The 21,750-nt window shown below is 49.8% G+C and carries 21 protein-coding genes; 19 read left to right on the top strand and 2 right to left on the bottom strand.

The genetic code is table 11. The features are described 5' to 3' along the window. Positions 1 to 22: 22 nt before the first annotated feature. From ABR335_RS11300 to spoVM, 6 genes are all read left to right on the top strand, one after another. Positions 23 to 775 carry a Stp1/IreP family PP2C-type Ser/Thr phosphatase gene (locus tag ABR335_RS11300; RefSeq protein WP_014095498.1) on the top strand — a complete coding sequence of 251 codons (753 nt, stop codon included), beginning with the start codon at positions 23 to 25 and terminating at the stop codon, positions 773 to 775. Then, positions 775 to 2,871, top strand: a complete 2,097-nt coding sequence (gene pknB / locus ABR335_RS11295) for a Stk1 family PASTA domain-containing Ser/Thr kinase (RefSeq protein ID WP_328229100.1) — start codon at positions 775 to 777, stop codon at positions 2,869 to 2,871. The genes ABR335_RS11300 and pknB overlap by 1 nt, the downstream gene beginning before the upstream one ends. Positions 2,872 to 3,036: 165 nt before the next feature. Next, positions 3,037 to 3,924: a ribosome small subunit-dependent GTPase A gene (rsgA, locus tag ABR335_RS11290; protein WP_104851377.1), complete on the top strand. Its 888-nt coding sequence runs from the start codon at positions 3,037 to 3,039 to the stop codon at positions 3,922 to 3,924. A gap of 2 nt (positions 3,925 to 3,926) precedes the next feature. Further along, a complete protein-coding gene (gene rpe / locus ABR335_RS11285) occupies positions 3,927 to 4,577 on the top strand; it encodes a ribulose-phosphate 3-epimerase (RefSeq protein WP_014095495.1) in 651 nt (216 codons plus the stop codon). Between the two features lie 104 nt (positions 4,578 to 4,681). Beyond that, a complete protein-coding gene (locus ABR335_RS11280; protein WP_026684358.1) occupies positions 4,682 to 5,338 on the top strand; it encodes a thiamine diphosphokinase in 657 nt (218 codons plus the stop codon). 96 nt (positions 5,339 to 5,434) lie between these two features. Beyond that, on the top strand, positions 5,435 to 5,515 hold the full coding sequence (gene spoVM, locus ABR335_RS11275) for a stage V sporulation protein SpoVM (RefSeq protein ID WP_017551496.1): 81 nt from the start codon (positions 5,435 to 5,437) through the stop codon (positions 5,513 to 5,515). A 127-nt stretch (positions 5,516 to 5,642) separates the two neighbouring features. Here spoVM and rpmB read toward each other — a convergent pair whose 3' ends face one another. Further along, positions 5,643 to 5,831, bottom strand: a complete 189-nt coding sequence (gene rpmB, locus ABR335_RS11270; RefSeq protein WP_013859045.1) for a 50S ribosomal protein L28 — start codon at positions 5,829 to 5,831, stop codon at positions 5,643 to 5,645. Between the two features lie 269 nt (positions 5,832 to 6,100). Between rpmB and ABR335_RS11265 the strand changes: the two genes are divergently transcribed. Beyond that, positions 6,101 to 6,463 carry an Asp23/Gls24 family envelope stress response protein gene (locus tag ABR335_RS11265; RefSeq protein ID WP_013859046.1) on the top strand — a complete coding sequence of 121 codons (363 nt, stop codon included), beginning with the start codon at positions 6,101 to 6,103 and terminating at the stop codon, positions 6,461 to 6,463. A gap of 15 nt (positions 6,464 to 6,478) precedes the next feature. Then, positions 6,479 to 8,164 (top strand): DAK2 domain-containing protein, encoded by a 1,686-nt coding sequence (locus ABR335_RS11260; RefSeq protein WP_017551499.1) that lies wholly within the window; start codon positions 6,479 to 6,481, stop codon positions 8,162 to 8,164. A gap of 17 nt (positions 8,165 to 8,181) precedes the next feature. Here the strand turns inward: ABR335_RS11260 and ABR335_RS11255 are convergent, their stop codons facing one another. Beyond that, positions 8,182 to 8,391 (bottom strand): hypothetical protein, encoded by a 210-nt coding sequence (locus ABR335_RS11255; RefSeq protein ID WP_017551500.1) that lies wholly within the window; start codon positions 8,389 to 8,391, stop codon positions 8,182 to 8,184. A gap of 51 nt (positions 8,392 to 8,442) precedes the next feature. Between ABR335_RS11255 and sdaAB the strand changes: the two genes are divergently transcribed. The 11 genes from sdaAB to ftsY all read left to right on the top strand — a co-directional run bounded on the left by sdaAB (position 8,443) and on the right by ftsY (position 21,693). After that, complete coding sequence (sdaAB, locus tag ABR335_RS11250; RefSeq protein ID WP_035181806.1) at positions 8,443 to 9,105, top strand: L-serine ammonia-lyase, iron-sulfur-dependent subunit beta; 663 nt, start codon at positions 8,443 to 8,445, stop codon at positions 9,103 to 9,105. Between the two features lie 120 nt (positions 9,106 to 9,225). Further along, positions 9,226 to 10,113, top strand: a complete 888-nt coding sequence (sdaAA, locus tag ABR335_RS11245; RefSeq protein ID WP_326244116.1) for an L-serine ammonia-lyase, iron-sulfur-dependent, subunit alpha — start codon at positions 9,226 to 9,228, stop codon at positions 10,111 to 10,113. Beyond that, on the top strand, positions 10,106 to 12,154 hold the full coding sequence (gene recG / locus ABR335_RS11240) for an ATP-dependent DNA helicase RecG (protein WP_350346171.1): 2,049 nt from the start codon (positions 10,106 to 10,108) through the stop codon (positions 12,152 to 12,154). The genes sdaAA and recG overlap by 8 nt, the downstream gene beginning before the upstream one ends. A 108-nt stretch (positions 12,155 to 12,262) precedes the next feature. Next, positions 12,263 to 12,844: a transcription factor FapR gene (gene fapR, locus ABR335_RS11235; RefSeq protein WP_017551504.1), complete on the top strand. Its 582-nt coding sequence runs from the start codon at positions 12,263 to 12,265 to the stop codon at positions 12,842 to 12,844. A gap of 115 nt (positions 12,845 to 12,959) precedes the next feature. Continuing rightward, positions 12,960 to 13,952, top strand: coding sequence for a phosphate acyltransferase PlsX (gene plsX / locus ABR335_RS11230; protein WP_026104619.1), 993 nt, complete (start codon positions 12,960 to 12,962; stop codon positions 13,950 to 13,952). Positions 13,953 to 13,968: 16 nt separating this feature from the next. Further along, positions 13,969 to 14,907 carry an ACP S-malonyltransferase gene (gene fabD, locus ABR335_RS11225; protein ID WP_017551506.1) on the top strand — a complete coding sequence of 313 codons (939 nt, stop codon included), beginning with the start codon at positions 13,969 to 13,971 and terminating at the stop codon, positions 14,905 to 14,907. Between the two features lie 16 nt (positions 14,908 to 14,923). Continuing rightward, positions 14,924 to 15,667 carry a 3-oxoacyl-[acyl-carrier-protein] reductase gene (fabG, locus tag ABR335_RS11220; RefSeq protein ID WP_017551507.1) on the top strand — a complete coding sequence of 248 codons (744 nt, stop codon included), beginning with the start codon at positions 14,924 to 14,926 and terminating at the stop codon, positions 15,665 to 15,667. A gap of 83 nt (positions 15,668 to 15,750) precedes the next feature. Then, positions 15,751 to 15,984: an acyl carrier protein gene (gene acpP, locus ABR335_RS11215; RefSeq protein WP_014095485.1), complete on the top strand. Its 234-nt coding sequence runs from the start codon at positions 15,751 to 15,753 to the stop codon at positions 15,982 to 15,984. A 221-nt stretch (positions 15,985 to 16,205) separates the two neighbouring features. Continuing rightward, on the top strand, positions 16,206 to 16,946 hold the full coding sequence (rnc, locus tag ABR335_RS11210) for a ribonuclease III (RefSeq protein ID WP_035181800.1): 741 nt from the start codon (positions 16,206 to 16,208) through the stop codon (positions 16,944 to 16,946). Between the two features lie 19 nt (positions 16,947 to 16,965). After that, positions 16,966 to 20,538, top strand: a complete 3,573-nt coding sequence (smc, locus tag ABR335_RS11205) for a chromosome segregation protein SMC (RefSeq protein ID WP_017551509.1) — start codon at positions 16,966 to 16,968, stop codon at positions 20,536 to 20,538. Positions 20,539 to 20,694: 156 nt separating this feature from the next. Beyond that, the gene (gene ftsY / locus ABR335_RS11200) at positions 20,695 to 21,693 is read left to right on the top strand and encodes a signal recognition particle-docking protein FtsY (RefSeq protein WP_017551511.1); all 999 of its coding nucleotides are present in this window, start codon (positions 20,695 to 20,697) and stop codon (positions 21,691 to 21,693) included. The last annotated feature ends 57 nt before the right edge of the window (positions 21,694 to 21,750 follow it).

Genomic DNA, 21,750 nt, shown 5'->3' with positions numbered 1-21,750 from the left:
AGAGTATGAAGGTGGGGGTATAATGGAATCTGTCTACAAAACGGACAAGGGCAGAGTAAGGCAGCATAACGAAGACAGTGGGGGAGTCTTTGAAAATGCCGGCGGTGATCTCCTTGCGATTGTTGCGGATGGAATGGGCGGCCATCGTGCGGGTGACATTGCGAGCGGCATGACGGTGCAATGTTTTAAAGAAGCGTTTGAAAAATTCGGCCCGGTTGCCGATGCGGAGTCCGCGGAGGCGTGGCTTTCCGAGACGATCGGCGAGGTGAATGCCCGTTTATTTGAACATGCCGCCCATCACCCTGAATGCGAAGGAATGGGCACCACACTGGTTGCAGCGGTCTGCACCGAAGGCTTTATTTCCATCGCCAATATCGGAGACAGCCGCGGCTATATTTTTAATGAAAACGGCTTCCAGCAGCTGACGGAAGATCATTCGCTGGTCAATGAACTGGTCAAAACCGGCCAGATTTCAAAAGAAGACGCCGAAAATCACCCACATAAAAATGTGATCCTGAAAGCGCTCGGGACGGAAGATTCGATCTCGCCCGACTTAAAAACGATTGTATTTGAAGAAAATGATACTTTGCTGCTTTGTTCAGACGGCCTGTCGAATAAAGTGCCGACGGAAGTGATGAAAGAAGTGCTGGAAAAAGATCTGCCGCTTGGGGAGAAAGCGGACATGCTCGTGGATTATGCCAATGAAAACGGTGGGGAAGACAATATTACGATTGTGCTTCTTTCGTCCGGCCGCAATAAAGGCGGGTGCCCTTAATGTTAATCGGAAGACGGATCAGCGGCCGCTATAAAGTCAAAAGCCTGATCGGCGGCGGCGGCACGGCAAACGTCTATCTGGCCCGCGATATGATTTTGGACCGTGATGTGGCCGTCAAAGTGCTGCGCCCGGATTTTGCAAATGAGCCGGAGTTTATCCAACGTTTTCACAGGGAGGCCCAATCGGCAACGAGCCTGGTCCATCCGAATATTGTCAGTATTTATGATGTTGGCGAAGAGGACGATTTAAATTATATCGTCATGGAAAATGTCGAGGGCATGACGTTAAAACAATACATACAGCAAAACGGCCCGGTTTCCGTTGAGAAAACGCTGGACATTATGGGACAGCTTGCAGCGGCGATCGCACATGCCCATGACAACCATATTATCCACCGTGACATTAAGCCGCAAAATATTTTAATCAGCCATGATGGCGTTGTGAAAATTACGGACTTCGGGATTGCCATGGCTTTATCCGCTACTTCAATCACCCGGACAAATGCCGTGCTCGGTTCGGTCCATTATCTTTCCCCCGAGCAGGCAAGGGGCGGTGTTGCCACATATAAATCGGATATATACGCACTCGGCATCGTGATGTTCGAGCTTTTAACGGGAAGGCTTCCTTTTTCCGGGGAATCTGCCGTTTCCATTGCTTTAAAACATTTGCAAAGCGAGACGCCGTCGCCGAAAAGGTGGAATCCCGATATTCCCCAAAGTGTTGAAAATATTGTTTTAAAAGCAACGGCAAAAGATCCGTTTTACCGTTATAACAGCACTGAAGAAATGGGGGAGGATATCCGCACCGCACTCCTGCCGGAAAGGCTGAATGAACCGAAATTCGTCATCCCAGAAGACGAAGATCAGACGAAAATTATCCCGGTGATTTCCGAAGTGGCTGCCGGCCCCGACCGGAATGAAGAAACGATTATCGCAAATCCGGCCGGGGAAAACGAAAAAGAAAAGAAACCGGACACAAAGCGGGACAAAAAAGAGAAAAAACGGCGGAAAAAATGGCCATTCGTTGTCGGCACCCTTGCCTTTTTGGTCGTGCTTGCCGGCCTTGCCGCCTTGTTGCTGCCGTCCCTGCTCGGCCCGAAAACCGTCAGCGTCCCGAAAGTATCAGGCAAAACGGCGGATGCTGCTGCCGCCGTGCTTACGGCGCATGGTCTGAAAACCGGGGAGAAGATTAAAACAACAAGCGAAACGGTACCAAAGGGGCAGGTGATCAAAACGGATCCCGAAGCCGGGGAAAAAATCAAAGAGGGGACAAAAGTTTCCCTTTATATCAGCACGGGAAAAGAAACATTTACCCTGTCCGATTATACCGGCAGGCAGTTTGACGATGTCGTGAATTTATTGACTGGGGAACATTTTAAAGACATCGATAAAGAAGAAGTATACGATGACAGTGCGCAAGGGACCATTATATCACAGGATCCCGCGCCCGATAAAAAAGTGGTGCCCGAAAGCACGGTGCTTACCTTTACTGTAAGCAAAGGCCCGGAAATTTATGCAGTCGGGGATTTAACTGGATTTTCAAAAAAACAGCTGGACGCATATGAAAAAACATCCGGTTTTTCCATTGAATATGCCGGAAAAGATTATTCGGATACCGTGAAAAAGGACCATGTCATTTCGCAATCCCCGCAGCCGGGAACCGAGCTGAAAAAAGGCTCGGTCGTAAAAGTGACCATCAGCAAAGGACAGAAAGAAATGCCGCCAAAGACGGTCACAAAGGAAGTAACGATCCCGTATGAGCCGGACACGGATTCCGCCGGGAGCACAAATGAAAACAATAGCGAAAGTTCCGGGTCGGACGGAAACAGCCAGTCCGGTGACAGCAACAGCGAATCAAACGGAAACGATTCCGGCGGCAAAACAGATGCATCTGCACAAGAAAACCCGAAACAGGAAGTGCAAATTTTTATTGAAGACATGAACCATTCGATGTCCGCACCTGTTCAAACGTTTGAGATTACGAAAACGGTGAAAAAACAGCTGGAGTTCACGATTGAATACGGGAAAGAGGCGACATACAAAATCATGAGGGATGGCAAAGTCATCGCCGAAGAGACCGTTCCGTATCCAAATTAAGAAAACGCGGGCGTCCCATCCTTAGGCGAGAGCAGCGCCGTCGTTGCATTTATGCGTTAGGAAAGTAGAAATTGAAAAATTTATCCTTTCTTAACTGAGAAAGCGCCGGGCCGTAACCCGGCGCCTCCCCTGGTTTGAAAATGTCGGAGAGATGGAGGTGGATGTATGGCAGAAGGAAAAATCATCAAGGCTTTAAGCGGCTTTTACTATGTGAAAAATCGTGAAGACGGCGAAATTTACCAATGCAGGGGCAGAGGTGTCTTCCGGAAAAGGAAAATCACCCCGCTCGTCGGGGACCATGTCGAATTCCAAAAAGAAAACGGGCGGGAAGGTTATATTTTGGACATCGGCGAAAGAAAGAATGAACTCGTCCGTCCACCGATTGCCAATGTGGATCAGGCTGTTTTGGTTTTTTCCGCAAAAGAACCAGCCTTTTCTACGCTGCTTTTGGACCGTTTTTTAGTCCCAATTGAAAAGAACCTGATCCGCCCGCTTATTCTGATCACAAAATGCGATCTCCTGGACGCGGATGAAAAAGAAGAGCTGCTCGAGACGCTTGCAGTATACCGGCAAATCGGTTACTCGGTTATTTTGTCGTCGGCGAAAGCAGGCGAAGGGGCAGATGCTTTGCTTTCGGCATTGAAAGGAAAAATCACCGTCTTTTGCGGCCAGTCCGGAGTGGGGAAAACGTCCATTCTCAACCGCCTGGACCCTGCTTTGGGTTTAAAAACAAATGAAATTTCCACGCATCTGGGCAGGGGGAAGCACACCACCCGCCATGTTGAACTGTTACCGGTCGGAGGCGGTCTCGTCGCGGATACGCCGGGTTTCAGCTCACTGGACTTCGCCGGTGTGGAATTCACGGAGCTTGGGGACTATTTTCCGGAAATCAGTGAAAAATCGGCCGGCTGTAAGTTCCGTGGCTGTCTGCATGAAAACGAGCCACATTGTGCGGTAAAAGCCGCTTTGGCCGAAGGGGAGATCGCTTCATTCCGGTACAGTCATTACATCCAGTTTCTTCAGGAAATAAAAAACAGAAAGCCGAGGTATTGACGATGGTAAAAATCGCACCTTCTATTTTGTCTGCAAATTTTGCAAAACTGGGAGAGGAAATTAAAGATGTGGAGGAAGGCGGAGCGGACTGGATCCATATTGATGTGATGGACGGCCATTTTGTGCCGAACATTACGATGGGGCCGCTCGTTGTCGGGGCGGTGCGGCCGGTCACAAAGCTTCCGCTCGACGTCCATTTAATGATTGAAAATCCGGACCAGTATTTGGAAGCTTTTGCGAAAGCAGGGGCGGATACAATTTCTGTCCATGTGGAAGCGTGCAGGCATCTCCACCGGACGATTCAGGAAATCCGGTCTCTTGGTGTAAATCCCGGCGTTGTCTTAAATCCCGCCACACCGGTCGAATGGATTGCGCCAATACTGGGGGATGTCGGCCTTGTGTTGCTGATGACGGTCAATCCCGGGTTTGGCGGACAGGCTTTTATTGAATCCGTTGTCCCGAAAATTGAAAAACTGCACCGTTTAAAAAAAGAGCAGGGGCTTGCATTTGACATTGAAGTCGACGGCGGCATCCATCCGGAAACAGCGCAAAAATGCACACAGGCCGGTGCAACGGTGCTGGTTGCGGGCTCCAATATTTTTAAAAGCAAGAACCGGAAAAAAGCGATCCAGGCATTAAAATACGGGCAGTAAAACAACAGCCGGGGTTCATCCGGCTTTTTCTGCATGAAAAACCCGCGGGGAGTGGACAAAGCATCAGGTTGTCTTAAATCCGTCGTATAAAAGGGGAATGAGGCATGGAAAAGAAAATCTATATTTTAGCAGGCGGCCCGCCCGAAAATGTACCGGATCTTGCGCCATATGCGGAGGACAAACGAGCGGCATGGGCAGGTGTAGACAGGGGCGTGCTGCATTTGCTTAAACAAGGGATCATCCCGGAAATGGCCTTTGGCGACTTTGATTCTGTCAATCAGGAAGAATGGGACTGGATCAACCGGAAACTTGAGCATATCCGCAAATTCCAGCCCGAAAAAGATGAGACCGACATGGAGCTGGCCTTGATGTGGGCAATCAGCCAGGATCCGGATGTGATCCGCATTTTTGGCGCTACCGGCGGACGGCTCGATCATGCTTTTACCAATGTCCTTTTACTTGTACATGAAAAAGCTTTGCAATTTAAAGGAAAAATAGAAATGATCGACAGGCAGAATCTCGTGGAAATGTTTTTGCCCGGAACTTATACGATTGAAAAAATGGATGCGTATCCGTATGTTTCTTTTCTCCCGTTGACGGAAGAGGTAGAAGGGATCTCTTTAACCGGATTTAAGTATCCGCTTGAAAACCGGCATATTGTAAGGGGCACCACCCTTTGTGTCAGCAATGAACTAATCCGTGATTTTGGTACTTTTTCTTTTTCAAGCGGCATATTAATGATGGTAAGAAGCCATGATTAATGATATTTCATGAACAAGCAGGCTGTATCCTTTTCGCTTACGCATGAATATAATGTGCGGGAGACCCGGATTGTATTTGAATGGGGAGGGACATACATGAAATTTTATACGATTAAACTGCCGAAATTTTTGGGCGGTATTGTCAGGGCCATGCTGGGGACTTTTAAAAAAGGATAAGAGATAAAATGGACGCATGGCGGTTCGTGGGGCAGTTCATTCTACACAGCGGGAAAATCGGCGGCGCGCCGGTTTTTTTTGCCGCAAAAAAAACAGGAAACCGGATACCCGGTTTCCTGTTTTTGCATTATACACGTTCGACTTTCCCGGATTTCAAAGCGCGAGCGGAAACCCAGACGCGTTGCGGTTTGCCGTCCACCAGAATGCGCACTTTTTGCAAGTTCGCTTTCCAGGTGCGTTTGTTTGCGTTCATGGCGTGAGAACGTTTATTGCCGGATACCGTTTTACGTCCTGTAATTGCACATTTTTTCGGCATTGTATTCCCTCCTCCTGTTGCGAAGCAGAAATAGAACATATTTATGCTTTCATCTCTTCATTTTTCGTTAAAAATTCACTATAATAATTTATCATATTGGAAGACACAATGCAAGTCCTGCCGGAAGGGATACATGCAGGACAACCTGTTTTGTGGTAAACTATAACAATGCAGACCTGCTCTGCTTTCCATGTACCCTGTCTTATAGTACAATGGCGGTAGCAGGTCAAATCCGGTTTGGAAACAGTGAAGATAAGGGGGAGCGATTTATGCCGATTGAAATAAATACGCATTACGGACAAATTGATATATCGAATGAAGTCGTCGCCACGATTGCAGGAGGTGCCGCCATCGACTGTTTCGGCATTGTTGGCATGGCCTCGAAAAATCAAATTAAAGACGGCATTACAGAAATCCTGCGCAAAGAAAACTTCTCGAGGGGCGTCATTGTGCGTCAACAGGATGAAAGAGTCGAAATTGACATGTACATCATTGTGGGCTACGGGACAAAAATTTCCGAAATCGCCCGCAACGTCCAGCAGAAAGTAAAATATACGCTGAATCAAACAGTCGGCTTATCAGTTGACGCCATTAATATTTACGTTCAGGGCGTGCGTGTCGCGAACCCGTAACGAGGAGGAAATTTTGTGGTTACATCACTGGATGGAAAGCGTTTTGCAGAAATGGTCATACAAGGGGCGAACCATCTTGCGGCAAATGCCAAAACGGTTGACGCCCTGAATGTATTCCCTGTCCCTGATGGCGATACGGGAACAAATATGAATTTAACGATGACTTCCGGTGCAAAGGAAGTGCAAAAAAATGTCCAGGCGCATATCGGGTCCGTTGCCGCAAGTTTTGCAAAAGGGCTGCTGATGGGCGCGCGGGGCAATTCGGGCGTGATTTTATCCCAGCTGTTCCGCGGCTTCTCCAAATCGATTGAAACAAAAGCGCATATTTCCGCAAAAGAGTTTGCAGCGGCTTTTCAGGCCGGGATCGAGAGCGCTTTTAAGGCGATCATGAAGCCGGTTGAAGGAACGATTCTCACCGTTGCAAGGGAAGCGGCCAAAAAAGGCGTGCAAACGGCGAAAACCGAAAAGGATCTGGCGGCAGTCATGGAAGCGATCCTCGGGGAAGCGAAAACGACGCTGAGCCGGACGCCGGACATGTTGCCGGTGTTAAAAGAAGTCGGCGTGGTCGACAGCGGCGGCCAGGGGCTTGTTTTTATTTATGAAGGCTTTCTTGCCGAGTTAAAAGGGGAAGAGCTGCCGGATACACCGTCCGTCATGCCGTCAATGGACGAGCTCGTAAACGCCGAACACCATAAGCATGTGCAGGACTTTATGCGTACGGAAGATATCAAATATGGGTACTGCACGGAAATCATGGTCAGGCTCGACCGCTCCAAACCGTCCGCCAAGACATTCTCGGAGGAGCGGTTCCGCAGTGATATGAGCCGTTTCGGGGATTCCCTCTTGGTCATTTCGGATGATGATATCGTGAAAGTCCATGTCCACACTGAGCGCCCGGGTGATGTTTTGAACTACGGCCAGCAATACGGCAGCCTCATTAAGTTAAAAGTGGACAATATGCGCGAGCAGCACAGCGCGATAGTGGGCGAAACGCATCATGCGCTTGTTGGCGAAAACGGAGCGGAACAGGAGAAAAAAGAAAAGAAAGATTACGGTGTGATTACGGTTGCCATGGGGGACGGAATCGCTGCGCTGTTTAAAAGCATCGGCGCCGATGTTGTCATTGAAGGCGGCCAGACGATGAACCCGAGCACCGAGGACATATTGAAAGCCATTGAAGAGGCAAACGCAAAACAAATCATCATTTTACCGAACAATAAAAATATTGTCATGGCAAGCGAGCAGGCAGCGGAACTAGCGGAAGAAAAAGTGGCTATTGTCCCGTCTAAAACCGTGCCGCAGGGAATGGCGGCGCTGCTCGCATTTAACCCCGGACAGCCGTTTGACAAAAACGTCCAAGCAATGGAAGAAGCGCTCGGCCGCGTGAAATCCGGCCAGGTTACCAATGCGGTCAGGGATACGAATATTGACGGCATCTCCATCAAAAAAGGGGATTATATGGGGATTTACGAAGGGAAAATCGTCAAAACGAGTCCTGCCCTGTTGGAAGCATCCGGGCAGCTGCTTTCGCACATGATCGGCGCGGAAGATGAAATTGCCACCGTCATATACGGAAAAGATGTCAGCAAGGAACAGGTAAACGAACTCGTTTCCTATATTGAAACCAACTGGCCGGAGATAGAAATCGAAGTCCATGAAGGCAGGCAGCCGTTATATTCCTTTATTTTGGCAGTGGAATAAGATTGCTTGCCCGCATATTATAAAAAGAGCTTGCTGAATACGAAAAAATGCACCATCCGCTGCTGTTTGTTTTCATCTGTTGCAGCGCTTTCAAGTGCAAAGCTTTCATCCATTCTTTTTTGGTAAAAAGGTTCCAGTTCGGGCGAGCCGGCCGAACCAACCCGGTTTTGCCCGGCAAACTTTAAAATCAGCACAACGGCGGGTGCGGCCTGAAAAACGGGGCGCACCCACCAAGATTGAAATCGCGAAAAAACACAATAATGTGGGTGTGATGCGCAATGAAATATAAAAGTGTTTTTGATATTATCGGCCCGGTGATGATCGGGCCCTCGAGCTCCCATACAGCAGGTGCCGCGCGCATCGGTCGGGTGGCGAGAAGCTTATTCGGCAGGCAGCCACAGTGGGCAGACATCCATTTTTACGGATCGTTCGCGACCACCTATAAAGGTCACGGCACAGACGTTGCCATTGTCGGCGGCCTGCTCGATTTTGACACGGATGATGAACGGATCAAATCTTCTCTTCAGATTGCGGAACAGCACGGACTTTCGGTAAAGTTTTTCGTGGAAAGCGCCGTCACGGATCACCCGAACACGGTAAAGATCCGGATGGGCGACGCATCGGGAGATATGGAACTGACCGGTATCTCAATCGGCGGCGGAAAAATTGAAGTGACAGAACTGAGCGGCTTTGAACTGCATTTATCCGGCCACCATCCGGCTGTGCTCGTCGTTCACCAGGATCGCTACGGGGCGATTGCGGCCGTATCCAATATTTTATCAGCACATGAAATCAATATCGGCCATATGGAAGTATCGCGCAAAGAAGCCGGAAAGATGGCCTTGATGGCTATCGAAGTGGACCAGAATCTCGATGACGCCGTCATTGAAGAGATGAAGCAGCTCCCGAATATTACCCAGGTTGCAAGAGTTGTAGATTAATAGGGAGAAAAAAGCGCAGCTGCTAAGCAGGTGGCGCTTTCTTTTGGCTGTCTTTAAAAAATGTGCGTGCATCCTTGCCTGTGCCAGGAGAAGCAGCATGGATATTGAAGGAGGGAAATTATGTTTCGGAATGTTGCTGACCTTGTAGAACTGGCCGAACAGCAAAATAAAAAAATCTCGGAAATTATGATAGAGCAAGAAATGGAAGTAACCGGAAAATCGAGGGAAGCCATCATAAAAAAGATGGATGAAAATCTGGCTGTGATGGAAAAAGCAGTTGAAAAAGGGATTGCCGGCGTCCACTCCCACTCAGGGCTTACGGGCGGCGATGCCGTACTGTTGCAAAAATATATTGAAAAAGGCAATTTCTTATCCGGCGCCACCATTTTGGATGCCGTCAGCAAAGCTGTTGCGACAAATGAAGTGAACGCGGCAATGGGAACGATTTGCGCAACGCCGACAGCCGGTTCTGCCGGCGTCGTGCCGGGAACGCTCTTTGCGGTCAAAAACAAACTGCATCCGACGCGTGAAGAAATGGTCCGTTTCTTATTTACAGCCGGCGCATTCGGTTTTGTGGTGGCCAATAATGCGTTTATTTCCGGCGCAGCAGGCGGCTGCCAGGCAGAAGTCGGATCAGCCGCCGGGATGGCTGCCGCGGCTATCGTTGAGATGGCGGACGGCACACCGGATCAATGTGCCCATGCGATGGCCATTACGTTGAAAAATATGATCGGCCTCGTATGCGATCCTGTTGCCGGTCTTGTGGAAGTACCATGCGTGAAACGGAATGCAATGGGGGCGGCCAATGCAATGGTTGCGGCAGATATGGCGCTTGCCGGCATTAAAAGCCGGATCCCTTGCGATGAAGTGATTGATGCGATGTACCGCGTCGGGCAGCAGATGCCGACTGCGCTCAAAGAAACAGCGCGGGGAGGCTTGGCGGATACGCCGACCGCCCGGAAACTGGAAGCCAAAATTTTCGGTATGCCGCTTGATCTGCATGAATAGCCCACTTGATCTGCCGGTATCCGTTTTAAAAGGGATCGGCGAAGAAACGGAAGCAAGCCTCGGGCAGATGGGGATTTTTACCATCTATGACCTGCTTACTTATTTTCCTTTCCGGTATGAAGATGACCGGCTCAAAGATTTGCGTGAAGTCGGGCATGATGAACGGGTGACGGTGACGGGGAGGGTGCATAGCGAACCCTCCCTCATCTATTATTCAAAAAAACGGTCACGCCTGTCGATGAAAGTGTTCGCAGGCGATTTTCTCATTACGGTTGTCTGTTTTAACCAGCCGTATTTGAAAAAGAAAATCCATGTCCATGATGAGATTACGGTTACCGGAAAATGGGACATGCACCGGCAGACGATTACGGCCCAATCCGTAAAAACAGGCACGGCTGATCAAACGTCCGGATTCGGGCCCGTCTATGCGGTGAAAGGAAAAATGACGGTAAAAACGTTGCGCAAATACATTCAATCCGCCTTTCATGCTTATGGCAGTGAAATCGAAGAGGCGCTCCCGGCAGAAATGCTTGCAAAATATAAATTAATGCCGAAAAAGCAGGCCATGTTTGCGATGCACTTCCCAAAATCGGAACAAGAAGTGAAAATGGCGAGAAGGACCATTGTATACGAAGAGTTTTTGGCTTTTCAGCTGAAGATGCAGGCGTTAAGGAAATTCGAGCGCGAATATTCAAACGGCCGGGCCATCCGCTATGATGTGCGGAAATTAAGACATTTTATCGACTCCTTGCCGTTTTCATTGACGGCCGCCCAGAAAAGAGTGGTAAACGAAATTTGCGCGGACATGAAGTCGCCGTTCCGCATGAACCGTTTACTCCAGGGGGATGTCGGCTCCGGGAAGACGGTCGTCGCTGCGATTGCGCTATACGCTGCGGTGACGGCGGGATTTCAAGGGGCACTGATGGTCCCGACGGAAATTCTCGCCGAGCAGCATGCCGAATCGCTTTGCCAGCTGCTCGAACCGCACGGCGTCCAGGTCGCTTTACTGACGAGCACCGTAAAAGGGAAACGGCGAAAAGCGCTTTTGGAACAGCTTGGAACTGGCGGTATCGATATTTTAATCGGCACGCATGCTTTAATTCAGGAAGATGTGGCATTTTCGCGGCTCGGCCTTGTGATCACAGATGAACAGCACCGGTTCGGGGTTGAGCAAAGACGGATCCTTCGCGAAAAAGGGATGAATCCGGATGTGCTTTTTATGACGGCGACGCCCATTCCGCGGACGCTTGCCATCACCGTGTTCGGCGAAATGGATGTTTCTGTCATTGACCAGATGCCAGCTGGCCGGAAAAAGATTGAAACGTACTGGGTGAAAAACAATCTGTTCGAAAGGGTGCTCGGCTTTATCGAAAAAGAGCTCAAAAAAGGCAGACAGGCGTATGTCATTTGTCCGCTCATCGAGGAATCCGATAAGCTTGACGTCCAGAACGCGATTGATGTGTATGCCATTTTAAACCAATATTTTAATGGCAGGTATACAGCCGGGCTGATGCATGGCAGGCTGCCGGGTGACGAAAAGGAAGCAGTCATGAAAGCGTTCAGCCGCAACGAAATTCAAGTGCTTGTGTCGACAACGGTTGTCGAAGTCGGGGTCAATGTGCCGAATGCGACCATTATGGTCATTTATGATGCCGAACGGTTCGGCCTTGCCCAGCTTCACCAGTTGCGCGGCCGTGTTGGCAGAGGCGATGCGCAATCGTATTGTATTTTGCTCGCCGACCCGAAAACAGAAATCGGCAAAGAGCGGATGAAAATTATGACGGAAACGGACAACGGCTTTGTTTTGAGCGAAAAAGATCTCGAGCTTCGCGGACCCGGCGATTTTTTCGGAAAAAAACAAAGCGGGCTGCCGGAATTTAAAGTGGCCGATATGGTCCATGATTTCCGGGCGCTTGAAACAGCCAGGCAGGATGCGCAGCAATTGATCAGTTCCGATACATTCTGGCATGGCCCGGCTTTTTCACACTTGCGGCGCCAGCTTGAAGCATCAGGTGTGCTCGAAGGGGAGAAACTGGACTAAAGGGAGTTTGCGTTTTGCCAGGGCAGCTTTGGCAATTCTTGCAAACTTCCTTTTCTTTCTATATACTACGATTAGTACCAAGTCCTAAAATTTCGGATGGTGTCACCCATGAAAATGAAAAAAAAGGACCGGCAGCAAAGTTTGCAGGAAACCATCAGGCAGAATCCTTTTATCACAGATGAAGAACTGGCGGAAAAATACCATGTCAGCGTGCAGACGATCCGCCTTGACCGGCTGGAGCTTTCCATTCCGGAACTGCGGGAAAGGATCAAAAACGTTGCTGAAAAGCGGTTCGCCAATGAAGTAAGGGCGCTGCCGATCGAAGAAGTCGTCGGGGAAGTGATCGATATCGAATTGGATCGCAGCGCCATCTCTATTTTTGATGTCAAAAAAGAACATGTTTTTAAGCGAAACGCCATCGCCCGCGGGCATCATCTGTTTGCGCAGGCCAACTCGCTTGCCGTTGCCGTCATTGATGATGAACTGGCCCTCACGGCGAAAGCCACCATCCGGTTTTTGCGGTCCGCGAAAATCGGCGACCGCGTCATTGCCAAGGCAAAAGTGGCGAACGTCAATCAGGAAAACGGCAGAACGACTGTGTTTGTTGAAAGCTATGTCGGCCGTGACCTCGTCTTTAAAGGCGAATTTGAAATGTATCGGGATCATGCCGGAAAAGGCGGCAGTGCTTAACTATGCTTCGCGGACAGGTAAACCATTTTCCCGGGGACCGGCAACCCCGGTTGCGGCATGGCCGGGAAAACTTTCGCACGGGAAAAGCTTGATTTTAGAAACGGGGCTGAACAGAATGAAATTAGCAATTGATGCAATGGGCGGGGATTATGCCCCAAAAGAAATTGTACAAGGGATTAACCGGGCTGTAAACGCATTTCCGGACACGGCGTTTATCCTGTTCGGGGACGAAACGCAAATCAGGAAGGAACTGGAAACGTCTGACCGCGTTGCCGTTATCCATACCGATGAGGTAATATCTGGAACAGACGAACCGGTGCGGGCAGTTCGCCGCAAAAAAAATTCTTCCATGGTGCGTATGGCCCAAGCCGTGAAAGACGGGGAAGCGGACGCGTGCATCTCGGCCGGAAATACGGGCGCTCTAATGGCATCCGGTCTCTTTGTGGTTGGCAGGATTGAAGGTATTGAAAGGCCGGCCCTTGCCCCGGTGCTCCCGACAACGGACGGGCGCGGTTTTGTCATGCTCGATCTCGGCGCAAACGCGGAAGCCAAGCCGGAACATTTGCTGCAGTTTGCCATCATGGGCTCGCTGTATGCCGAAAAGGTAAGAGGCTTAAAAAATCCGCGCGTCGGCCTCTTAAATATCGGAACAGAAGAAAAGAAAGGCAATGAATTAACAAAAAAAGCATTTCAACTTTTAAAAGAAACTGATTTGAATTTTACCGGCAATGTTGAAGCCCGCGACTTGCTCGAGGGGGCGGCGGATGTCGTTGTCACAGACGGGTTTACCGGCAATATGGTGCTGAAAACGATTGAAGGTACGGCCGGATCCTTGTTTTCCATGATCAAAAAAGTGTTCATGCACAATCTGAAGACAAAACTGGCCGCTGCGATGATCAAATCAGAACTGTCAGGCCTGAAAAATATCATGGACTACTCGGAATACGGCGGATCGGGTTTAATGGGGCTGAATGCGCCCGTCATTAAAGCACACGGGTCATCAAACGCCAATGCAATTTACAATGCGGTGCGGCAGGCGCGTGAAATGGTACAGTCTGACGTCACCGGCAAAATCAAACACGCAATTCAACAACTTGAACAAAAGTAAGGATGGAGGAAAAGAGATGGGGAAAATAGCATTTGTTTTTCCGGGGCAGGGATCCCAGACGGTTGGCATGGGGCAGTCGGTTGCCGGTGCAAATGAAAAAGCGGCGGCTGTTTTTCAAAAAGCAGATGAAAAGCTTGGGATGGACTTATCCGGGCTCATTCAAAACGGCCCGCTGGACAAACTGACCCGTACCGAAAATGCCCAGCCGGCCCTTTTAACGGTAAGCACTGCGATTTTACAGGTGCTTCAGGAAGCGGGCATCCATGCAGATTTCACAGCCGGGCACAGCCTTGGCGAATATTCGGCGCTTGTGGCAGCTGGCGCTTTGTCTTTTGAAGATGCCGTATATGCGGTACGCAAACGTGGCGAATATATGGATGAAGCATTCCCGAACGGTGCCGGGGCAATGTCCGCCGTGCTCGGGCTTGACCGCGGCGTGCTAGAGGAAGTTGCAGATGAAGTGAGCCGTGAAGGGGAAACGGTCCAGCTCGCGAATTTGAACTGTCCCGGCCAGATAGTCATTTCCGGGACAGCTGCCGGAATTGAGAAAGCGGGCGCCCTTGCCAAGGAAAGAGGGGCGAAACGCGTCCTCCCGCTTCAGGTAAGCGGGCCTTTCCACTCCAAATTGATGGAGCCGGCAGCGGAAAAATATAAGGCGGTTCTTGACGAAATTGCTATCCGGGATGCGGCGGTTCCTGTGATCGCCAATGTTGATGCCGAAGTGGAAACGGGCGCTCAGGACATCAAAGCAAATTGTATCCGCCAGCTCTATTCCCCTGTTTTATGGGAAGATTCTGTCAAAAAAATGATCAGCCTCGGCGTTGATACCTTTATTGAAGTCGGGCCGGGCAAAGTGCTTTCCGGATTAATCCGGAAAATTGACCGCAGCGTAAAAACATATGCCGTCCAGGATATGGAAACCCTGGAAGCTGCGGTTGGCGCGTTGCAAAAATAATGGAGGAGGAGACCGAATGCTTTTAAAAGACAAAGTTGCGCTTGTGACCGGTGCGTCCCGCGGCATCGGCCACGAAATCGCGCTTGCGTTTGCCGCTTCCGGCGCGCATGTTGTGGTCAACTATGCAGGGAATGCTGAAAAAGCGGAAGAAGTGGTAAACGCCGTCCGTTCTTATGGTGTGGAATCCTTTGCCATCCGGGCTGATGTTTCGAATGAATCGGAAGTGCAGGAAATGTTCAGACAGGTGCTGGAAAAATTCGGCAAACTTGATATATTGGTGAATAACGCCGGCATCACCCGGGATAACCTTTTGATGAGGATGAAAGAAGCAGAATGGGATGCAGTCATCGATACCAATTTAAAAGGGGTCTTCCTGTGCACAAAAGCGGCGGCGCGGCCGATGATGAAGCAGCGGAGCGGCAAAATCATTAATATTGCCTCGGTTGTCGGCATCAGCGGCAACCCCGGTCAGGCCAATTATACCGCTGCCAAAGCCGGCGTCATTGGGCTTACAAAAACGGCGGCGCGTGAGCTGGCAAGCCGCGGTATTACTGTAAACGCCATTGCCCCGGGCATGATTGAAACGGATATGACCGATAAGCTGACGGAAGACATCAAAGAAGGCATGCTGGGCCAAATCCCACTTTCCCGTTTCGGCAAGCCGGAAGATGTGGCAAAGACTGCCCTGTTTTTGGCAAGCAGCAGTTCCGACTACATCACCGGGCAAACGATCCACGTCGATGGCGGAATGGTCATGTAACGGTTGCGGCAAAGCTTGTTTTTAAGTTTCACTTTATTAATTATAAAAAATCCTCTATAATACCTTGAGGGGAGGTGAACCGCATGGCAGACGTATTAGAGCGTGTGACAAAGATCATCGTTGACCGCCTTGGTGTCGAAGAATCCAAAGTTACACTGGAAGCGAAATTCAAAGAAGATCTTGGCGCTGATTCCCTTGATGTAGTGGAATTGGTGATGGAATTGGAAGATGAATTCGGAATGGAAATTTCTGACGAGGATGCTGAGAAAATTGTAACAGTGGGTGACGCTGTAAATTACATACAAAATCAGCAGTAATCGTCTTCATGTAAAATGTCCCGCCCCATAAAGCGGGACATTTTTCTCTAATCCGGCGTCAATCGTCTCCTGCCTGAGGATGGTAAATGGGCAAAAAAGCGCGATCCCTTTTTGCCTATTTACGACCGCCCGGGTCCTGGGAGATGCCTTTGCGTTCAGCAGTATTTTTCTATATATTTAAGTTAAGTTGAAACTATATCAAGATATCGGGTGGATGAACGATGGTAAAAAAAATAAAATCAGATGAAGAACATGTAGTAAACAAATTCGGCAAGCTGCAGGAACAACTCGGGATCCATTTTCAAGACGTAAACCTGCTGAAACAGGCTTTTACGCATTCCTCCTATGTGAACGAGCATCCGGAAAAGCGCAGGCACGACAATGAAAGGCTTGAATTTTTAGGCGACGCCGTCCTGGAACTGACCGTGTCCCATTATTTATTTAATCGGTTCCCGTCGATGAACGAAGGGGAAATGACGAAATTGCGGGCGTCCGTCGTCTGTGAGCCGTCGCTTGTCATTTTTGCCAATGAGCTGCATTTTGGCGAGTATATCCTGCTCGGTAAAGGCGAGGAAATGACCGGCGGCAGAACGCGCCCGGCTCTTTTAGCCGATGTGTTTGAAGCGTTTATCGGCGCGCTTTATTTGGACAAGGGGTTAAAGGCTGTTGTTTCCCTTCTTGAAAAAGTTGTATTCCCGAAAATAGACGAGGGGCTCTTCAGCAGCACGGCGGATTATAAAAGCAAGTTGCAGGAGTACGTCCAAAAAAGAACATCCGGTGTGTTGGAATACACGATTCTCGATGAACGCGGCCCTGCGCATGACAAGGAGTTCATCTCCAGCGTGTCGCTAAACAATAAAGCGCTCGGGACAGGAAAAGGCCGCTCCAAAAAAGAAGCGGAACAGCAGGCTGCGCAAACGGCTTTATCCAATTTGCAGAAAGAAGAAAAAAAGAAGCCGTAAAGAATGGAGGGGGAACGGATTGTTTCTGAAACGTCTCGATGTGATCGGATTTAAGTCATTTGCGGACCGGATTTCCTTTGAATTTGTTCCGGGCGTGACAGCGGTTGTCGGCCCGAACGGCAGCGGCAAAAGCAATGTGATCGACGCCGTCCGCTGGGTGCTCGGTGAACAATCAGCGAAAAGCCTGCGCGGTGGAAAGATGGAAGATGTTATATTTGCCGGCAGCGATACAAGAAAACCACTGAATTTTGCAGAAGTGACGTTAACGCTTGAAAACGAAGGCCGCGCCCTTCCAATTGATTACCAGGAAGTGAGCGTGACAAGGCGGGTGTACCGTTCAGGGGAAAGCGAGTTTTATATCAATAAACAGCAATGCCGGTTGAAGGATATTGTGGAATTGTTTATGGATTCCGGCCTTGGCAAAGAAGCTTTTTCCATTATCAGCCAGGGGAAAGTGGAAGAAATTTTAAACAGCAAAGCGGAAGAACGCCGCAGCATTTTTGAAGAGGCAGCCGGCGTTTTAAAATATAAGACGCGCAAGAAAAAGGCGGAAGTGAAGCTTGCCGAAACGCAGGATAACTTAAACCGTGTTAGCGACATTCTGTATGAACTGGAAAGCCAGCTTGAGCCGTTGAAAATGCAGGCATCGGTCGCAAAAGATTATCTGGAACAAAAGGAAGCATTGAAAAATTATGAAATTGCCGTTTTGGCGTATGAAATAGAATCATTGCATGGCGAGTGGGAATCGCTTAAATCGCAGCTTGAAGCACACCGGGATAAAGAAGCGGGGCTCTCTTCCGAAATCCGCAAACAGGAAGCACAGCTGGAAGAAAAGCGCAATCAGCTGGACGCGCTCGATGAATCGATTCAAGACTTGCAGAATGTGCTGCTTCAAGCGACAGAAGAGCTGGAAAAACTCGAAGGGCAAAAAGAAGTGCTGAAGGAACGCAAAAAGAACGCCAGCGAGAACAAAGCCCAGCTTGAGAAAAATATAAATGAAGCGGAGAACGCTTTAAAAGAACTGGAAGCCCAAAAGGAAAAGCTTTTGCAAACGGCGGCGGAAAATGAACAAGCCTTATCGTCCCTGAAAGAAAGCGTGAAAGAGAAGGAAGCGGGCCTTTTCCGCCTCAGCACGAATCTGGAGGGAAAAATTGAGTCTTTAAAAAGCGACTATATTGAACTGCTGAATGAGCAGGCAAGCGGAAAAAATGAAAAGCGCCTGCTTATGCAGCAGCTGCAAACGTCGTTAAACCGCCTCAGCCGGCTTGAAGCCGAAAACCGGAAATATGTCGAAGAACGGGAAAAAGTGCGGGAAAAGAAAAAAATGGCGACCGGCCGCCTTGCAAAAATCAAACAGGAGCTGGAAGCGGCAGCCGGTGCCTATATGGAAAAGCAAAGGCAGCTGGAATCCGTAAACAGTCGGTATCAAAAACAGGAGTCCAATCTGTATCAGGCATACCAATATTTGCAAAAAGCGAAATCACGGAAAGAAACGCTTGAAGAGATGGAAGAAGATTATACCGGCTTTTACCAAGGCGTGCGTGCAATTTTGAAAGCCCGCGGCAAACAGCTGGAAGGCATTGAAGGTGCTGTGGCTGAACTGGTCCGGGTGCCCGCGCCTTACGAAAAAGCGGTTGAAACAGCACTGGGTGCTTCGATGCAGCATATTGTGACAGAAACGGAACGGCATGCGCGGCACGCCATTGCATTTTTAAAAGAACGAAAGGCCGGGCGGGCGACTTTTTTGCCGCTCGATATTATTAAGCCGCGGGCCATTCCGGAAGCAAGCCTCAAACCGCTCCGCAATGAAGAGGCGTACGTCGGCGTGTGCGCGGAGCTTGTCCGCTTTGAAAGCCGCTACCAGTCCATTGTGTCCAATCTGCTCGGCCATGTCCTTGTAGTCCGTGATTTAAAAAGTGCAAACAAAATCGCCAAAATGCTCGGCTACCGCTACCGCATCGTGACGCTTGACGGGGATGTTGTTAATCCGGGCGGCTCGATGACAGGCGGGGCTTCGAAACAAAACAGTGTGTCACTCCTTTCGAGAAAAAGCGAACTGGAAGCATTAAAAGAAAAGCTTGCCGGCATGGAAAAAACAACGATGGCGCTTGAAACGGAAGTCAAAGCATTGAAAGCCGAAGCTTCCCGCATGCAACAGGAGCTGGATGAAGCGAGGAAAAACGGCGAAGCGCTGAGACTTGGAGAACAGCAGGCGAAAGCGGAACTGGAACGGCTTGCGGTTGAGGAAAAAAATCTGGATGAGCACCTGCTCGTCTACGATATGGAAAAACAAGAGGCGGAAAAGCAGCAGGATGAAGCCCGTAAACGGATCGGCGAACTGGAAGATATGCTGGCGCGTACCGGCGAAAAAGCGCAGCAACTGGAAGCGGAAATTGAAGCCCTGACCGTAAAGAAAAACGATGATTCGACGGCAAAAAGCAGGCTCCAGGGCGAACTGAGCGATTTAAAATCGACGCTTGCCGTAAAGATGGAACAGGCGGCGCGCGACCGCGAAGAGCTTGCGCGGCTCGACCGTGAAATAAAGGAGTGGGCGTCACGTAAAGCGCGTTACGATGAGCAGTACCACTTTCTTACGGACGAATCGAAGAAGCATCACATGTCGGAAAGCGAACTGGCAGAAGCGGCCGAACAAAAAGCGCGTGACAAAAACGATACGCTCGCCTTTATCGCCGTGCGCAGGGAAGAACGGGCCCGGCTGACAGCAGAGATGGAAGACCTGGAACGCGGCCTGAAGGAATGGAAACGGCAGCAAAAAGGGCTCCAGCAGGCCATTCAGGATGAAGAAGTCAAAGCAAACCGGCTGGATGTGGAACTTGAGAACCGGCTTCAAAGGCTCCGCGAAGAATACACGCTCACCTTTGAAGCCGCGAAAGAAGCCCGCCCGCTCAATGTTTCCCTGGAGGAAGCACGCAAAAAAGTGAAGCTGATCAAACTGTCGATTGATGAGCTTGGCGCCGTCAATCTCGGCGCGATCGAAGAATATGAGCGTGTATCGGAACGTTACCAGTTTTTAAAAGAACAGGAGACCGACCTGCTTGAAGCAAAAGACACCCTTGACCAGGTGATTACGGAAATGGACGGCGAAATGGTCCGCCGGTTCGATGAGACGTTTAACGCCATCCGGAACGAATTCGAACCGGTTTTCCGCGAGCTTTTTGGCGGTGGGAGAGCGGATTTGCGGCTGACGGATCCGAAAGATTTGCTTACGACAGGCGTGGAAATTTTCGCGCAGCCGCCGGGGAAAAAACTGCAAAATCTCGGGCTGCTTTCAGGCGGCGAAAGAGCGCTGACCGCGATCGCGCTTTTGTTTGCGATTTTGCGTGTGCGCCCGGTGCCGTTTTGCATTCTCGATGAAGTGGAAGCTGCGCTGGATGAAGCCAATGTATACCGGTTTAGCAAATATTTGAAACAATTCAGTGCGGAAACCCAGTTTATTGTCATCACCCACCGGAAAGGAACGATGGAGGAAGCGGACGTCCTCTACGGGGTTACGATGCAGGAATCCGGCGTATCGAAGCTTGTGTCGGTCAAACTGGAAGAATCAACCGACCTCGCTTTTCAAACGTCTTAAACAGGCGAATCAGCGCCGTGTTTAAAAAGAAGCGCCCGTGCCACAAGCGGGCCGGCAGGGATAAAAATCAGGCCGGCGATTTTTACGACTGCTCGTGCGGCTTTTATGCCGCACAAGCTGATACGCAAATTCAGGAAAGCCAAAGGAAGTGGACAAATGAGCTTTTTTAAAACATTAAAAGACAAATTCACCCGGCAAGCCGATACGGTAACCGATAAATTTAAAACCGGGCTTGCAAAAACGCGCGATAATTTCTCGAACAAAGTCAACAATCTTGTCGCGCGTTACCGGAAAATCGATGAAGACTTTTTCGAAGAACTGGAAGAAATTTTAATTCAGGCGGATGTCGGCTTCCAGACCGTGATGGAACTAATCGATGAATTAAAAATGGAAGTGAAACGGAAAAACATTAAAGACCCTTCTGAAGTCCAGTCCGTGATTTCCGAAAAACTGGTTGACATTTATTCGGCCGGCGAAGATGCCCCGAACCGGCTTAACATCCAGGACGGCGCCTTGACCGTTATTTTGTTTGTCGGCGTAAATGGCGTCGGCAAAACGACTACGATCGGTAAGCTCGCCCATATGCTGAAGCAGCAGGGGAAAAAAGTGATCATGGCAGCCGGCGATACATTCCGCGCCGGCGCGATTGAACAGCTTGAAGTCTGGGGAGAGAGGGTCGGCGTGGAAGTGATCAAACATTCGGAAGGATCCGATCCAGCCGCTGTCATGTTTGACGCCGTCCAGGCAGCGAAAGCAAGAAATGCAGATGTGCTGCTTTGTGATACGGCGGGCCGCCTGCAAAACAAGGTCAATTTGATGAAGGAACTGGAAAAAGTAAAGCGTGTCATCGAACGGGAAATCCCGGGCGCCCCGCATGAAGTGCTGCTCGTTTTGGATGCCACCACCGGGCAAAATGCGATGGTGCAGGCTAAGACGTTTAAAGAAGCAACAGACGTAACCGGGATTGTGCTGACAAAATTGGATGGCACGGCAAAAGGCGGGATTGTGCTCGCGATCCGGAATGAACTCCATATTCCCGTCAAATTCGTCGGCCTCGGCGAGAAAATGGATGACCTTCAGCCGTTTGATGCGGAAAAATATGTGTACGGGTTGTTTTCCGATCTGATCGATGAAGTGCCGGAAGAACAAGCCTGACCGTATGTGGGCCGTACTGCGAATCAGAAGGCCGCGGTATTAAAGCCCGCCGGGAGC

The organism is Heyndrickxia faecalis (assembly GCF_040267745.1).
GTDB lineage: Bacteria > Bacillota > Bacilli > Bacillales > Bacillaceae_C > Weizmannia > Weizmannia faecalis.
This window is presented reverse-complemented; position numbering and strand designations above follow the sequence as displayed.

Coding starts and splice junctions, on each gene's coding strand:
- acpP (WP_014095485.1), top strand. CDS start 15,751: ATGGCAGACGTATTAGAGCGTGTGACAAAGATCATCGTTGACCGCCTT.
- rsgA (WP_104851377.1), top strand. CDS start 3,037: ATGGCAGAAGGAAAAATCATCAAGGCTTTAAGCGGCTTTTACTATGTG.
- rnc (WP_035181800.1), top strand. CDS start 16,206: ATGGTAAAAAAAATAAAATCAGATGAAGAACATGTAGTAAACAAATTC.
- ABR335_RS11300 (WP_014095498.1), top strand. CDS start 23: ATGGAATCTGTCTACAAAACGGACAAGGGCAGAGTAAGGCAGCATAAC.
- recG (WP_350346171.1), top strand. CDS start 10,106: ATGAATAGCCCACTTGATCTGCCGGTATCCGTTTTAAAAGGGATCGGC.
- sdaAB (WP_035181806.1), top strand. CDS start 8,443: ATGAAATATAAAAGTGTTTTTGATATTATCGGCCCGGTGATGATCGGG.
- rpmB (WP_013859045.1), bottom strand. CDS start 5,831: ATGCCGAAAAAATGTGCAATTACAGGACGTAAAACGGTATCCGGCAAT.
- sdaAA (WP_326244116.1), top strand. CDS start 9,226: ATGTTTCGGAATGTTGCTGACCTTGTAGAACTGGCCGAACAGCAAAAT.
- rpe (WP_014095495.1), top strand. CDS start 3,927: ATGGTAAAAATCGCACCTTCTATTTTGTCTGCAAATTTTGCAAAACTG.
- plsX (WP_026104619.1), top strand. CDS start 12,960: ATGAAATTAGCAATTGATGCAATGGGCGGGGATTATGCCCCAAAAGAA.
- fabD (WP_017551506.1), top strand. CDS start 13,969: ATGGGGAAAATAGCATTTGTTTTTCCGGGGCAGGGATCCCAGACGGTT.
- fabG (WP_017551507.1), top strand. CDS start 14,924: ATGCTTTTAAAAGACAAAGTTGCGCTTGTGACCGGTGCGTCCCGCGGC.
- fapR (WP_017551504.1), top strand. CDS start 12,263: ATGAAAATGAAAAAAAAGGACCGGCAGCAAAGTTTGCAGGAAACCATC.
- ABR335_RS11265 (WP_013859046.1), top strand. CDS start 6,101: ATGCCGATTGAAATAAATACGCATTACGGACAAATTGATATATCGAAT.
- pknB (WP_328229100.1), top strand. CDS start 775: ATGTTAATCGGAAGACGGATCAGCGGCCGCTATAAAGTCAAAAGCCTG.
- ftsY (WP_017551511.1), top strand. CDS start 20,695: ATGAGCTTTTTTAAAACATTAAAAGACAAATTCACCCGGCAAGCCGAT.
- spoVM (WP_017551496.1), top strand. CDS start 5,435: ATGAAATTTTATACGATTAAACTGCCGAAATTTTTGGGCGGTATTGTC.
- ABR335_RS11280 (WP_026684358.1), top strand. CDS start 4,682: ATGGAAAAGAAAATCTATATTTTAGCAGGCGGCCCGCCCGAAAATGTA.